15 protein-coding genes and 5 tRNA genes are annotated in these 13,174 nt (G+C 37.6%); 10 read left to right on the top strand and 10 right to left on the bottom strand.

Annotated elements, in window-relative coordinates; all coding sequences use genetic code 11:
• The first annotated feature begins 2 nt into the window (after window positions 1-2).
• Both FJR45_RS01095 and FJR45_RS01090 read left to right on the top strand, forming a co-directional pair.
• Window positions 3-1,403, top strand: a complete 1,401-nt coding sequence (locus FJR45_RS01095) for an NAD(P)H-hydrate dehydratase (RefSeq protein WP_193150976.1) — start codon at window positions 3-5, stop codon at window positions 1,401-1,403.
• Window positions 1,404-1,449: 46 nt separating this feature from the next.
• Window positions 1,450-2,229 carry a thiazole synthase gene (locus tag FJR45_RS01090; RefSeq protein ID WP_193150975.1) on the top strand — a complete coding sequence of 260 codons (780 nt, stop codon included), beginning with the start codon at window positions 1,450-1,452 and terminating at the stop codon, window positions 2,227-2,229.
• Between the two features lie 152 nt (window positions 2,230-2,381).
• Here FJR45_RS01090 and FJR45_RS01085 read toward each other — a convergent pair whose 3' ends face one another.
• Window positions 2,382-2,660 carry a hypothetical protein gene (locus FJR45_RS01085; protein ID WP_226966447.1) on the bottom strand — a complete coding sequence of 93 codons (279 nt, stop codon included), beginning with the start codon at window positions 2,658-2,660 and terminating at the stop codon, window positions 2,382-2,384.
• Window positions 2,657-3,994, bottom strand: a complete 1,338-nt coding sequence (locus FJR45_RS01080; protein WP_193150974.1) for a sodium-dependent transporter — start codon at window positions 3,992-3,994, stop codon at window positions 2,657-2,659. Before FJR45_RS01080 ends, FJR45_RS01085 begins: the two co-directional genes overlap by 4 nt.
• 148 nt (window positions 3,995-4,142) lie before the next feature.
• Here FJR45_RS01080 and FJR45_RS01075 point away from each other — a divergent pair.
• From FJR45_RS01075 to FJR45_RS01055, 5 genes are all read left to right on the top strand, one after another.
• Window positions 4,143-4,220, top strand: a tRNA-Pro gene (locus FJR45_RS01075).
• Between the two features lie 36 nt (window positions 4,221-4,256).
• Window positions 4,257-4,333 (top strand) — tRNA-His (locus tag FJR45_RS01070).
• A gap of 39 nt (window positions 4,334-4,372) precedes the next feature.
• Window positions 4,373-4,449: transfer RNA gene (locus tag FJR45_RS01065), tRNA-Arg, on the top strand.
• Window positions 4,450-4,455: 6 nt separating this feature from the next.
• Window positions 4,456-4,532 (top strand) — tRNA-Arg (locus FJR45_RS01060).
• A 50-nt stretch (window positions 4,533-4,582) separates the two neighbouring features.
• Window positions 4,583-4,667, top strand: a tRNA-Leu gene (locus tag FJR45_RS01055).
• Between the two features lie 27 nt (window positions 4,668-4,694).
• On the opposite strand, the gene FJR45_RS01050 is transcribed toward FJR45_RS01055, so the two are convergent.
• Window positions 4,695-5,108 (bottom strand): RrF2 family transcriptional regulator, encoded by a 414-nt coding sequence (locus FJR45_RS01050; protein ID WP_193150973.1) that lies wholly within the window; start codon window positions 5,106-5,108, stop codon window positions 4,695-4,697.
• A gap of 134 nt (window positions 5,109-5,242) precedes the next feature.
• On the opposite strand from FJR45_RS01050, the gene FJR45_RS01045 reads away from it, so the two are divergent.
• Entirely contained in the window at window positions 5,243-5,677 is a 435-nt protein-coding gene (locus FJR45_RS01045) for a globin domain-containing protein (protein WP_193150972.1), read from the top strand.
• A gap of 21 nt (window positions 5,678-5,698) precedes the next feature.
• On the opposite strand, the gene FJR45_RS01040 is transcribed toward FJR45_RS01045, so the two are convergent.
• The 3 genes from FJR45_RS01040 to FJR45_RS01030 are packed head-to-tail and all read right to left on the bottom strand — an operon-like array spanning window position 5,699 to window position 8,455.
• Entirely contained in the window at window positions 5,699-6,400 is a 702-nt protein-coding gene (locus FJR45_RS01040) for an SIR2 family NAD-dependent protein deacylase (RefSeq protein ID WP_193150971.1), read from the bottom strand.
• Window positions 6,388-7,635 (bottom strand): sugar MFS transporter, encoded by a 1,248-nt coding sequence (locus FJR45_RS01035; protein WP_193150970.1) that lies wholly within the window; start codon window positions 7,633-7,635, stop codon window positions 6,388-6,390. Before FJR45_RS01035 ends, FJR45_RS01040 begins: the two co-directional genes overlap by 13 nt.
• Window positions 7,628-8,455: an HAD-IIB family hydrolase gene (locus tag FJR45_RS01030; protein WP_193150969.1), complete on the bottom strand. Its 828-nt coding sequence runs from the start codon at window positions 8,453-8,455 to the stop codon at window positions 7,628-7,630. Before FJR45_RS01030 ends, FJR45_RS01035 begins: the two co-directional genes overlap by 8 nt.
• Window positions 8,456-8,486: 31 nt before the next feature.
• Here FJR45_RS01030 and FJR45_RS01025 point away from each other — a divergent pair, with 31 nt between their 5' ends.
• A complete protein-coding gene (locus FJR45_RS01025; protein WP_193150968.1) occupies window positions 8,487-9,185 on the top strand; it encodes an SDR family NAD(P)-dependent oxidoreductase in 699 nt (232 codons plus the stop codon).
• On the opposite strand, the gene FJR45_RS01020 is transcribed toward FJR45_RS01025, so the two are convergent.
• Both FJR45_RS01020 and fliS read right to left on the bottom strand, forming a co-directional pair.
• Window positions 9,175-9,429 carry a hypothetical protein gene (locus FJR45_RS01020; protein ID WP_193150967.1) on the bottom strand — a complete coding sequence of 85 codons (255 nt, stop codon included), beginning with the start codon at window positions 9,427-9,429 and terminating at the stop codon, window positions 9,175-9,177. The genes FJR45_RS01025 and FJR45_RS01020 overlap by 11 nt on opposite strands.
• On the bottom strand, window positions 9,416-9,790 hold the full coding sequence (gene fliS, locus FJR45_RS01015) for a flagellar export chaperone FliS (RefSeq protein ID WP_193150966.1): 375 nt from the start codon (window positions 9,788-9,790) through the stop codon (window positions 9,416-9,418). The genes FJR45_RS01020 and fliS overlap by 14 nt, the downstream gene beginning before the upstream one ends.
• 152 nt (window positions 9,791-9,942) lie before the next feature.
• On the opposite strand from fliS, the gene fliD reads away from it, so the two are divergent.
• A complete protein-coding gene (fliD, locus tag FJR45_RS01010) occupies window positions 9,943-11,334 on the top strand; it encodes a flagellar filament capping protein FliD (RefSeq protein ID WP_193150965.1) in 1,392 nt (463 codons plus the stop codon).
• 101 nt (window positions 11,335-11,435) lie between these two features.
• On the opposite strand, the gene FJR45_RS01005 is transcribed toward fliD, so the two are convergent.
• A complete protein-coding gene (locus tag FJR45_RS01005) occupies window positions 11,436-12,128 on the bottom strand; it encodes an acylneuraminate cytidylyltransferase family protein (RefSeq protein WP_193150964.1) in 693 nt (230 codons plus the stop codon).
• Window positions 12,128-13,174 (bottom strand): nucleotidyltransferase family protein, encoded by a 1,047-nt coding sequence (locus tag FJR45_RS01000; RefSeq protein ID WP_193150963.1) that lies wholly within the window; start codon window positions 13,172-13,174, stop codon window positions 12,128-12,130. Before FJR45_RS01000 ends, FJR45_RS01005 begins: the two co-directional genes overlap by 1 nt.

Below are 13,174 nucleotides of genomic sequence, written 5' to 3'. Positions count from 1 at the left end.
CTATGCAAAAACTATTTGAGGAAGTTGGCTCGCTTGATACGAAATGTTATGAAGAGTTCTTTCTAAGTGAAGATATTTTAATGGAACATGCTGCAAATGGCATGGCTTCTTACATAAGAGCCAACTTCTCAAACAAACAGACAACCCTCATAGTGACAGGAAGTGGCAACAATGGAGCCGACGGAATCGCTTTGGCACGGCTTTTACATGGTGAGTACGATGTCTCTCTTTTGTATGCCAAAGTCCCAAAATCCCAAATGGCTTTACTGCAGGAAAAAAGGGCAAAGGCTCTACATGTAAAACAAATAAAAGAGTTTCAGGAGTGCGACATCCTTGTTGATGCCATTGTCGGCACAGGCTTCAGTGGAGAATTTTCTGCAGAAATTACAAACCTTTTACATGCAATGAACACAAGCAGGGCTTTTAAGATCGCCTGTGATGTACCAAGTGGACTTACAAAAAGTGGTACCTGTGCAAAAGCAACCTTTTGTGCAGATGTAACACTGACAATGGGGGCTTTGAAAAAAGCACTCTTTTTGGACGAAGCCAAAGATTTTCTAGGAAAAACTGAAGTTTTAGACTTGGGTGTTTCACGAAAGCTTTATGAATCTCAAACAAATTGGTATCTACTCGACATGCAAGATTTAAAGCTTCCTGCAAGAGAGAGAAAAAATGCACATAAAGGAAACTTTGGGCATTTGAGTCTGCTTTGTGGTGAAAAACCAGGAGCTTCTGTTATGAGTGGACTTGCTGGACTTAAATTTGGTGCAGGACTTGTTACCTTGGTAGGCTATGAAAATCAGCAACTTCTTCACATTCCGCACTCTTTGATGTATGCTCATGCTCTACCAGACAACACAACAGCCCTTGCTTTAGGTATGGGACTTGGTGCAGAGTTCAGCGATGAGGAGCTTCAGGATTTTTTAAAAAATGATATCGCAATGATAATTGATGCAGATGTTTTCTCTATGAAACTGATTTTAAAAATTTTATCTCGCAAGAATATTATTTTAACGCCACATCCAAAAGAGTTCGTTTCACTTTTAAAGATTACAGAACTCGCAAATATAAGTGTGGAAGAGTTACAACAAAAGCGTTTTAAATATGTAGAGCTTTTTTGTAAAGCCTATCCTCATATCACCCTTCTTTTAAAAGGTGCAAATGTCATAATAGGCTTGAATAATAATTTTTTTATTAATCCTCATGGAAGTGCCAAACTTGCAAAAGCTGGGAGCGGTGATGTACTTAGTGGTCTTATAGGCAGTCTGTTAGCACAAGGATACACCCCTTTAGATGCTGCAATTCACGGCTCTTTAGCACATACAAAACTAGCACATAACTATAACGGCTCTGATTTTTCTCTTACACCAGAGGATTTAATACAAGGGATTGGGAATTTATAAGATTCCTTATGTTATAAATCTGATAATTACTAAAGGACAAATAAAAATGGATAACAAATTAAAAATTGGAAAATACGAACTTGGCTCAAGACTGATTGTCGGAAGTGGAAAGTATGACTCTTTTGAGATGACAAAAGAGGCAACTCTTGCAAGTGGAAGTGAACTCATTACCGTTGCCGTAAGACGCCTTAACATCACAGACCCAGATAAAGAGAATCTACGCGATACTTTTGCTGGAACAAATGTAAAATTTTTACCAAACTCTGCGGGATGTGTAACTGCGGAAGAGGCTATCACTACTTTTCGTTTAACGCGTGAAGCAACAGGCATTGACTTAATAAAACTTGAAGTGATCGGAGATACACAAAAAACACTTTATCCAGATGTACTTGAAACCATAAAAGCGTGTGAGGTTTTGGCAAAAGAAGGTTTTACTATTATGGCTTACACTTCAGATGATCCGATTATGGCAAAACGTCTTGAAGATGCCGGAGCTAATGCAGTTATGCCTCTTGCTGCGCCTATTGGAAGTGGATTGGGTATTCAAAATCCATACAACATTGTATTTATCCGAGATGCGATAAAAGTACCGGTAATTGTAGATGCGGGCATCGGTTGTGCCAGTGATGCTGCCTACGCAATGGAACTTGGTGCTGATGGTGTTTTGACAAACACAGCCATAGCACAGGCACAAAATCCTATACTAATGGCAGAGGCAATGAAACATGCTGTTCAAGCTGGTCGAATGAGCTATCTTTCGGGAAGAATACCTAAGCGTCCTTATGCAACCGCATCATCCCCAGTGGATGGAATGATACAATTTTAATCCCGTAAAAGAACAAAGTACTTTTGCTTTGCTTTTAGCGGTGAAGCGGATGTTTGTAATCTGACGGATTGGCCGCCTTATACACCAGTCCGCCTACTGCCAAAAGCAAAACAACTGCGATAATAATATTTTTTACCATAAAAACCTCCTTGTTAAATATCAAATTTTTCAGAAAGATGTGTCATCAAAAGAAGTTTTCCCATTCCCTCAAAGAACTTTTCAATCCCCATCTCCTGAGCTGCTACCGCTTTTTTCAAAGCACTTAAAAATACAAGTTTTGACTCTTCTGACGCCTGCATATAGGTCTCTATAATATATGCAAAACTCAAAGAGTGTACTTTGCCATTTACATCAAAATCTATAGTAGAGATTGGGTTAACCCCTTCATTTTTTAAAATTTTTATACATTCATCTTTGATTTTATCTATCATATAATCCCCATAAGCGAAAGCATTACCACAAACATGGCGACAGGCGTAATATAACGAAGAGAGAAATACCATAGTGCAAAAGCCCATTTCAACTGAGGCCTCATTGTTGCTTCTACTTCTGAGCGTGGCATAACATAACCGACAAAAATCGCCATCAAGAGTCCACCAAGGGGCAGCATGATTGCAGCAGTCACATAATCAACCCAATCAAAAAAGTTTTTACTCCCCCATGTTAAATACTCTTTTGTATCGTCTATGTTTGAGAGAATAGCAAAAATACCAAAAAACCAGAAAAATATCCCCACTAAAAGAGTCGATTTGAGACGACTCCAGCAAAATCGATCTATAAAGTACTGTACCATAGGCTCAACAAGAGAGACAGAGGATGTGAGTCCTGCAAATGCCAATGCAATAAAAAACAAAACAGCAAATACATTTCCAACGATACCCATCTCATAAAATGCAGCAGGCAAAGAGATAAAGACAAGCCCCGGACCTTTTGCCGGACCAGAACCGTACTGATACAAAAATGTAAAAAGCATCAACCCTGCTACAATAGCTATAGTTGTATCTAAAAAAGCGACCCAAAAAGCACTCTTGACAATGTTAGCATTTTTTTCAAGAGAAGCCGCATATGTCATAATGGCACCCATCCCTAGGCTCAGAGTAAAAAATGCATGCCCAACAGCAACAACAAAAGCCTCAGAGTTTATTTTTGACCAATCAGGAGAAAACATAAAAGATACAGCTTTTGAAAAACCGTCTAGTGTGACTGCATACGCAAACATTGAAGCCAAAATAATCATCAATGCCGGCATCAAAAGCATATTGAGCTTTTCTATACCGCCTTTTAAACCCTTGTGCAGGACATAAGTAATCACAACAAAAGAAAGTGTATGGTAGAAAAACTGTGTCCAAAAATCCGCATGAAGCATCTTTGTAAAGGTTGTTTCTGCTTCTCCAACCGTCGAGGGAAGATAAGTTAGTGAGGTGACTACATAATTAAATATCCATCCAATAACGACCGAATAAAATATCATAATAAATAGGCCTGCCAACCCTTGAAAACCGGCAAATTTCCATAAATTTTTATGTTTTGGTGCCAACTCTTCAAAAGATGTTACTGTATCACGCCTACCAAGATACCCAATGAGCATCTCAGCTGTCATAATAGAAAAACCAATAAGTAATACAGTCAGGAGATAAATAAGAACAAAGGCTCCGCCTCCATACTCTCCTGTAATATAAGGAAATTTCCAAATATTTCCAAGTCCTACAGCACTTCCTGCTGCTGCCATTATAAAACCAATCCGACTAAATCTAGCTATTTTCATGTGTAACTTTCTCTATTGAAGTAGTCTAATTATACTGAAAAAATTAGTTTTTTAAAAAGAATTTCCAAATACTATTGACATTTTGAATCAAATTAACTATAATTTCGCCTCATTAATCAGCATAACTGTCTGTTTAATGTGTATAGGTCGGGGTGTAGCTCAGTATGGTTAGAGTACCTGGTTTGGGACCAGGGGGCCGAAGGTTCGAGTCCTTTCACCCCGACCACTTTAAATTTTACTTTATATTTTCTATAACAGTATGGTGGGATTAGCTCAGCTGGTTAGAGCACTGGTTTGTGGTGCCGGGGGTCGCGGGTTCGAATCCCGTATCCCACCCCATGAGAAAATATAAAATTAAATAATATAACAAATGTAGTAGCGTCCGTGGCTCAACTGGATAGAGTTTCGGATTTCGGCTCCGAGGGTTATAGGTTCGAATCCTATCGGGCGTACCATTCTTAGCCTCCTTAGCTCAGCTGGATAGAGCAACGCCCTTCTAAGGCGTAGGTCACACGTTCGAATCGTGTAGGGGGTACCACTAAATTTTTTATATTATTTTGTCAGAAGTGACGTTAAAAACTTATCCACGCGGACGTGGTGAAATTGGTAGACACGCCAGACTTAGGATCTGGTGCCGCAAGGTGTGGAGGTTCAAGTCCTCTCGTCCGCACCACTTAATAATTTTTCTCCCCTTCAACAATCAAATTTTCGTTTTTATATCATTTGCGAGAGAAGCTAGTGAAGTTGTCTGCAGCATATTTTCAATATTTATCTTAGGTTCAATCCATTGCGAGTGTAATGCACAAGGATTTGAGGCATCACACATTTCAAAACCCAAAATACATCGATCAAATTCAAGCGGTTCACCTATGGCTTCAAGAATATCACATAAAAATATTTGCTCAGAATCCTTTGCCAGATTAAAACCTCCATTACGTCCTTTGAGCACATTTACCAAATCCTGTTTTTCAAGTTGAGTCATAAGTTTTGTAAGGTATTTATAAGGAAGTCCCAACTCTTTATGTAAAAAAGAGGCGGAATGTGCCTTGTTTGGGTAACGATCCAGGTAGGACAAAACACGGATAGCATATTCGGTTGTTTTGGAAAAGTGCATAAAATACCTCAAAAAATTGGATTTATTGATTGTAACTTATAAATCATAACAAATTGCTTTTTAGTTGAACAACAATATACCACTTTAAGGTAGTATATATATAATTCCCCATAAATTAAATTAAGGAATACCCAATGAGCTTATCTCAAGAGACAGTTACAGCTGTAAAAAAAACAATCCCGTTAGTTGGAAAAAATGCCGAAAAAATTACGACACGCATGTATGAAATACTTTTCAGTAAATATCCTGAAACAAAACCTTTGTTTGCAAATGCACAAAGTGACCAACATAAAAAACTTGCAGGTGCTATCGCAGCTTTTGCCGCAAATATTGACAATCTTGATGCACTATCAGCAGCAGTTGAAAAAATGGCAAATACACATGTACAGACAAAAGTAAAACCTGAGCACTACCCTATGGTTGCTGATGCTTTAATCACAGCTATGGGCGATGTTTTAGGTGATGATTTTACAGATGAGTACAAGCAGGCATGGGTCGAAGCATATACATTTTTGGCAAATATTTTAATGCAGCGCGAAAAAGAGCTCTACAGCCAACAAAACAGTTAAATTGTGACCTTAGGTTCAAACCTAGGGTTTTAAAAACGCTTCTACATCCTTTACAATTTCATCAATTGCCAGCGTCGCTTTTTTATACAGTACTTTTGAATAGAGTGTATCATTTATTGCACTACTTTTTTCTAAATTATTGAGTATGGAATATCTGTTATTTCCCTGCAGAAAAGCATCTGTATTGATAACATTTCCGCTTGTTCCTATCACTACCAACATTTCACAATCTTGCAGTTCTTTATAAAGATCCTGATATTTGGGAGCCTGTTCTGCAAAAAAGACAATATTCGGGCGCAGTTTATTTGAACATTGCGGACAGTTTTCATATGCTTCATTTAATTTCTTATAGCCTATATTATCTATAAAACCACAGTTTTCACACCTGATTTCAGGTAAAAATCCATGCAGATGCAGGACCTCTTTGCATCCTGCACGCTCAAACATATCGTCTACATTCTGCGTGATTACTGCTATGTCCTTAGGATACTTTTCTTTTAATCTGCTGATTTGGCTGTGTGCTTTATTTGGTTTTTTATCTTTTATATCTTCTCTGCGTTTGTCATAAAATGCAATCGTTTCATCATAATTCCAATCCAAACAACCGGCATAACAAATCTCTTCGATTTTATAGTTTTCCCAGAGTCCGCCACTGTCTCGAAATGTTGAAATTCCGCTCTCGGCACTCACTCCGGCACCGCTGAATATTATTACTTTTGCCATGATTTCCTCCAAGCTGTCATTTTATGCCATTTTACACCATACATCAGAATCATTGCATAACAAACAATGCCTATGAGATAAGACATCGGCATATCCTGTGTCAGTTGTACCACTTTTCCAAAAACAAGTGGCACAACTGCTCCGCCGGCTATTGCCATAATGAGCAATGCACTTCCTTTGGCTGTGTGTTTCCCCAAATTTTTTAGTGCCAAAGGCCAGATTGTCGGCCAGACAAGGGCATTTGCCAGACCTAGCATTGCTACAAAAGCCACGCTGTCAGGAAGTCCTGTTATTATGTGTGACTCAGTCGTAGAGCTAAAGGCCACGCCAAACAAAAAAACAATGCCAAACAAGGCAGAAAAAACAAGCGCTTTTTCCTGCGACAGATATTTTGGTATAAAAAAGACACCTGCAAGATAGCCGACAACCATAAATCCCATAGTGTATGCAGTTAAGGCAGTTGCATTGGGCATACCCAGAGTTTGCCCGTACAGCCCAATCGTATCACCGGCTATAACTTCTATGCCGACATAAAAAAAGAGTGCCAAAGCCCCCAGTACAACCCGGGGAAAAGCAAAAATATTTGCCTTGTCATACGGATCATCCTCAAACTCCACATCAGGCAATGAAGAGAACCAGACAAAACAACTCAGCAAAAAGAGTATCCCTGCCATTGCCATATAGGGTGCAATGAGCTTATGTGCCAGCTCTTGTGTATTTATACTTTCCAAATCTACACCAAAACCGATGTCTGCCAATATAAATGCGGTAAAAAGCAGCGGAGCCAAAACACCTGCACTCTTGTTGATGAGTCCCATTATACTGATACGCATTGCCGCCGACTCTATCGGCCCTACCAAAACTATATAAGGATTTGATGCCGTTTGCAGTATTGTGAGTCCTGTTCCAAGTGTAAAAAGTGCTGCCAGAAAAACCAAAAATTCACCGCTCAGTGCTGCGGGAATAAAAAGCAAAGCACCCAGACTCATCACCAAAAGCCCCAGTGCCATTCCTTTTTTGTAGCCTGTTTTTTCCAAAATTACAGCCATTGGCAGTGCCATTACAGTGTAGGCGATATAAAAGGCAAAGGTCACAAAGAGCGCTTCAAACTCATTCAAATGACAAATAACTTTCAGATAGGGAATCAAAGAACCGTTAAGCCATGTTACAAAACCAAAAATAAAAAACAAAACACCTATAATAATCATGGCTAAAAGAGTGGATTTTCTATGCATTTTTAATCTCTTCAAGGTACTTTGCAACTCCGTCTTCATCATTTGTATGCTTTAAAACTACATCTGCACACGCTTTGACATCCTCTTGGGCATTTGCAACGGCTACAGAAATATTTGCCAGTTCAAACATTCCAATATCATTAAAATTGTCCCCAAATACCGTTAGTTTTTCCAAATCAAAACCGACTGCTTCACTTACACTCTGTATACCGTGGGATTTGTCGGCATCTTTATGCAAAAGTGTCAAAAAATAGCATCCCATATAGGCTTCGGGCGCCAAAATATACTTCAGTTCTTCCCCAAAAACAGCTCTGAGATTTTTTTCCAACTCCCTTAAAAGTGCTTCATCCCCCATATAAACGATTTTAAAATTGTTTTGCATAGCTCGCAAATCTTCAAATGCCTGTGTGTGGTCATCATTCACATAGCGTTTTATTATTTCACTTTGATAGCTGTTGAGCATTGTAGAGTAAGAAAATGCTTCATTCAGTTCACCATCAACCAAAGAAAGCACAAAAGGATAAATGCCGAGTTGTGCACCCTCTTCTATGATGGTGTCGCCTACTTCTTGAGTGACAAATTTTGTGTCAATTATTTTCTTGTCCATTGTTGCGATGAGCGCACCGTCAAGCAATATCATCGGTGCATTTACATGTATACCTTCTAAAAACTGTGCCGTTTTTTTATAGGTTCTTGCCGTTGCAACAGATAAAACTGCATCAGAGGCATACGAGTTCCATATTTTTTTAGTATAATCACTCACAGACAAATCACTTCGTAAAAATGTATGGTCAAGATCAGTTATGTAAATATTTTTCATACATGTAGTATAGCAAAAAGAGGAGCAAAAGTTGAAAAAAGCAGTAGTCACCGGAGCAAGTAGTGGCATAGGAAAATCCATAACAAACAGACTACTAACACTTGGGTTTGAAGTGTTTGGTGTTAGCAGAAGCATACAAGAGAAGGATTTTAATCATATAAACTTTCATGCAGTTACATGTAATCTTGCAGAAGAAAAAGAGACAATAAAACTATGTGAAAAACTCAAAAAAGAAAATATCTTTCTCCATGTAAACTGTGCAGGTTTTGGGTACTTTGAACCTCATGAAGAGTTACATGTAAGCACTATTACCGCCATGACATTTTTAAATCTTACCGCTCCGATGTTACTCACAAATGCCCTATTGCGTTCTCTCAAAGAAAATGAAGGTTACCTCATCAACATCAACTCCATAGAAGCCTTACGGGCTAGTAAATTCGCAGCCGTTTACTCAGCTACAAAAGCAGGTCTCAAGGCTTTTGGCGATGCCCTTTTTGAAGAAACCAGAAAAAGCAGACTCAGTATAACAAATATAAATCCGGATATGACACAAAGTAACTTTTATGATGCGCTGCGTTTTGATGTCAGTCAAAAAGAAGATGAAAAGCTGATCGCTGCAGATATTGCCGATACTGTAGAGCATATACTCACTATGCGAAAAGGCGCTGTGGTCACTGAGTATACTCTTAGAAGTTTACATTTTGGAATTGTTAAAAAAACTAAGAGATGATATCAAACTTATTATGTGTCATCAAGGAAGTTGTACCTAAAAACTCTTGATGTTGACGCAACTTTTTTAAAGTCTTTCCTGTTTCACTTTTCAGTTGCTTTACAATTTTTAGTGCCTCTTTTATGAGTGAAGCAGCAGATTTCATCTGCTCTATTGTTTCAAACTTTGGCATTTGTGATACAAGTTTATCAATCTCTTCTGCATTTTTTTCTATAATGGCAATCTGCAGTTTAGTGTGCCACATCAGTTGTTTCTCTCCATCCTGCAAGTAAGCCTTTAAATACATTACTCACCTCATCAATTTTTTCCGTATCATTTTCAATATTTGCATAGCTTAACAATTGAATTTGATAATTATAAAGTCCATCCAGATATACAGCAACATCCCCCTGCGATTTATCCAACACGGCAATCAGCTCTACAATTACAGCAATAGCACGATTTATCCAATATACTTTTTTCGAATTATCCTCATCAAAAATCGCTTTCTTTGCCTGTGCATTAAAACGCAAAACACCCTCATACATCATCTCTATTAACTTTTCTGGTGACTCTATATTGACATTATTTTGATTGTAAATATTATATGCTGCATTACTATACATCGCAGATTCCTTTTGTTTTATTCATCCCATACATATCGACAACATTGTAGATAACTTGAATATAAATTTACAAAAAAATATTTTCTATTATTCTAAAGTTTTTATCTGTTAAGACGATATAATTGCAGTTGATATAAAAAAAGGATTTTATTATGGCGGGAAGTATTAGTTCATTAGGCATTGGTTCAGGTGTTTTAACAGCAGATGTTATTGACCAGCTCAAAGCAGCCGACACAGCAAATATAATTGATCCTATTGATGCAAAAATTGAAACAAATAATCAAAAACAGCAATCATACGACCTCCTCTCTTCATATATGAACAGCTTCAAAGGAAGTACTTTTGCTTTAAGCAATGATACTCTTTTTGATAATAAAACAGTTGATGTAAGTGGAAGTGCCGAAGTTACCGTAGATGCCGGAGCCAATGTTGACTCTTTTACCTTAGAAACAACAACACTTGCCAAAAAAGACATAACAAAGCTTGGTGCCGTGAGTAGTACAACCGCACCCATCGCTTCTGCTGCTGGTGTCTTGAATCTTGACATCAACGGCACTACCTATAATATTAACTATGATGCAACTACAACCCTTGAAAGTCTTGCACAATCTATAACAGATATTGCAGGAACCCAAATAGATGCCTCCATTTTAGAGACAACTCCAGGAGCGTTTAGCCTTGTACTTTCGTCTAAAGAAACAGGAGAAAATCAGGCAATAACTATTACAGATACAGATGATGGGACAAATGGCACAGGTTCACTTGATGCTGCCTTGTTTGATACAACTCTAACAGATGGTTATCAAAAAATACAAGACGCTACAGATGCAGTTTTTAAGTTTAATGGAATCACAACAACACGTTCAACTAATGAGATAAGCGATTTGATTTTGGGTGTAAATATTACGCTCAAAACAGAGGGAGATATTTCTAATGTAACCATCAATCAAGATACTCAAAAAATTGTTGATGAAATGCAGATGTTTGTTGACAACTATAATACCCTAATGACAAACCTTAACGATATGACCATTTTTGACAAAGAGCAAGGAACACAGGGCATCTTTCAAGGAGACAGCTTTGTTAATGGACTCAAAAGAGATCTAGCAGGTGCAGTAACAAGCCGTTTTAATTCCGGATCTCTTATGGACTATGGAATTGATATCGACAGATATGGTGTCATGAGTTTTGACAGCAGTGTTTTAGAATCAAAACTACAAACTGATTCTGACAGTGTTAAAACTTTTTTTACAGGAGGAACAGACAGCAACGGTAATGAGACAACAGGCTTCTTTACAAGTCTTGATGATAAGGTAAGACAATATACCGGATATGATGGACTTCTCTCAAACTTTGATAATGGACTGACAAAAGATGCTCAAAATTTAGCCGATGCAAGAGAGAGAGCTCAAGCTTCTCTTGATAGTAAATATGACATCATGACTCAACAATTTATTGCGTACGATGCCATGATAAGCCAATTAAATGCAGAGTTTTCATCATTGCAACAGATGATTGATGCACAAGCAAATAGCAGTAACTAACTTTATTCCTGTTGCAACTGCAAATACTCTTTCTGTGCTAGTGCATAACTCTCTACAGTGAAAGATATGCACAGCATTGTAAACCATATAATCTACAGCTATTATATTAGCCTAGAAAGCAAATAACTGGCTATTTCAAAGTCTAATTTTGTATCAATATCAATAGACTTTTTTTGATCCATCACATATGCATATATACTCTCTTCTAAAAAAAAACTTTTCTTTTCTAAAAGTTTTGTGACACTTATAACATATATTGCACCATTTAATCTATAGTATGTTTCTAGGTCCTGACTTCTTTTATTTAAAATTTCTTTGTTCAAAAAAGTTGTCATGCTTTTGTTTTTTGGCAGAGTGTTGGACCAAAGTGGTGAATGCTCCATTTCACACACACTTACAACAGCATCAGCATTTTTTTTATCTAAAAGTTCTATTGCTTTGTCAATATCTTCGCTATCTCGTAGAGGGCTTGTTGGTTGCAGTAAAATTAGATGTGTATATTGTTTTTCAAAGTTTTTTATCAGATGTTGTATTACTTCAAAAGTTGTGGCTGTATCCGTTGAAAGTGTTGCAGGGCGTTTTAAAACAGTCACGTTCAGAGAATGAGCAATACCTAATATCTCATCATCATCACTTGAAACAACAATTTCATCAATATATTTGCTTTGTTTGGCAGCTTCTATACTCCATGAAATCAAAGGCTTTCCTGCCAAATTTAAAACATTTTTACGAGGCAATCTCTTAGAACCGCCTCTTGCGGGTATAATGGCTAAAAAAGTTTTATCCTGTAACATTAAAATATCTCTTTATATTCAACTTGCGCCTGTTCAAAGTCACTCATCCGTCCGATATCGAGCCAATATTCATGAATAGGAAACGATATAGTTTTAAGATCATCATTGATAATATCCTCAAAAAGTGTCGGCATATCATAAAATTCATTTTTTGGAATGTACTCAAAAACCTGAGGAGAAAGAACATAAATACCGGCATTGACAAAGAACTTGTGCACAGGCTTTTCTTCTATAGATACAATTTTGCTTCCATCAGTCTGTATCACCCCATAAGGTACCTGGTAATCATACTCACGCACACACATAGTACCAACGGAGTTCTCAAACGAGTGAAAGTCTAAAAGATGCTCAAAGTTTACATTGGTCAGTAAGTCTGCATTCATAACAAAAAAAGGCTCTTGCGGGCGATCTTTTATCAGTGAAAGTGCACCAGCTGTACCTAACCGTTTATCCTCTTGAATATAATCAATATTGACACCAAGTGTACTCCCATCACCAAAATACTCTTTGATCATATCTGCCTTGTAATTGACACTGATAGTAATATTGACAAAACCGTATTTGGCAAAATTTTCTATTATAGTCTCTAAAATCGGCTTGTTTCCAACTTTTAAGAGTGGTTTTGGTACATCCTGTGTGAGTGGTCGCAGTCTTGTTCCAAGTCCTCCTGCCATTAAAACAACTCTATTTTTCTTTGCATTTGTTTTGAGCAGCTTTGCCAAATCTTCAATCTTAGCAAGTCTACCGTCATCATCAACAATAGGAATCTGATAAATCTGCTTACGTATCGCTTTTTGAATGATAAGCTCTTTGGAGTCATTGATATTTGCAAGCGTAGGTTCTTTAAAGTAAAGATTTTCGATGGAAGAGTCAAGTGTTAAGCCATTGAGCAGTCCTCTACGAATATCCCCATCCGTTAATGTACCAACCACTTTTTCATCATCATCAAGCACTATTGCTATACGAATTGCCCCTTTGTCTATAGCAGACAGAGCATCTTTAATGGAAGCATGTTTGCTTATTAAAACATTGTTGTGATTTTGCAT

It is taken from the genome of Sulfurimonas sediminis, from assembly GCF_014905115.1.
Lineage (GTDB): Bacteria > Campylobacterota > Campylobacteria > Campylobacterales > Sulfurimonadaceae > Sulfurimonas > Sulfurimonas sediminis.
The sequence above is the reverse complement of the archived record's forward strand: the minus strand, read 5'-3'. Positions and strand labels throughout refer to the sequence as shown.

Coding starts and splice junctions, on each gene's coding strand:
- fliS (WP_193150966.1), bottom strand. CDS start 9,790: ATGTATAGTAATGCAGCATATAATATTTACAATCAAAATAATGTCAAT.
- FJR45_RS01085 (WP_226966447.1), bottom strand. CDS start 2,660: ATGATAGATAAAATCAAAGATGAATGTATAAAAATTTTAAAAAATGAA.
- FJR45_RS01000 (WP_193150963.1), bottom strand. CDS start 13,174: ATGCAAAATCACAACAATGTTTTAATAAGCAAACATGCTTCCATTAAA.
- FJR45_RS01095 (WP_193150976.1), top strand. CDS start 3: ATGCAAAAACTATTTGAGGAAGTTGGCTCGCTTGATACGAAATGTTAT.
- FJR45_RS01020 (WP_193150967.1), bottom strand. CDS start 9,429: ATGTGGCACACTAAACTGCAGATTGCCATTATAGAAAAAAATGCAGAA.
- FJR45_RS01050 (WP_193150973.1), bottom strand. CDS start 5,108: ATGCACTTTTCCAAAACAACCGAATATGCTATCCGTGTTTTGTCCTAC.
- FJR45_RS01080 (WP_193150974.1), bottom strand. CDS start 3,994: ATGAAAATAGCTAGATTTAGTCGGATTGGTTTTATAATGGCAGCAGCA.
- FJR45_RS01040 (WP_193150971.1), bottom strand. CDS start 6,400: ATGGCAAAAGTAATAATATTCAGCGGTGCCGGAGTGAGTGCCGAGAGC.
- FJR45_RS01005 (WP_193150964.1), bottom strand. CDS start 12,128: ATGTTACAGGATAAAACTTTTTTAGCCATTATACCCGCAAGAGGCGGT.
- FJR45_RS01045 (WP_193150972.1), top strand. CDS start 5,243: ATGAGCTTATCTCAAGAGACAGTTACAGCTGTAAAAAAAACAATCCCG.
- FJR45_RS01090 (WP_193150975.1), top strand. CDS start 1,450: ATGGATAACAAATTAAAAATTGGAAAATACGAACTTGGCTCAAGACTG.
- FJR45_RS01030 (WP_193150969.1), bottom strand. CDS start 8,455: ATGAAAAATATTTACATAACTGATCTTGACCATACATTTTTACGAAGT.
- fliD (WP_193150965.1), top strand. CDS start 9,943: ATGGCGGGAAGTATTAGTTCATTAGGCATTGGTTCAGGTGTTTTAACA.
- FJR45_RS01035 (WP_193150970.1), bottom strand. CDS start 7,635: ATGCATAGAAAATCCACTCTTTTAGCCATGATTATTATAGGTGTTTTG.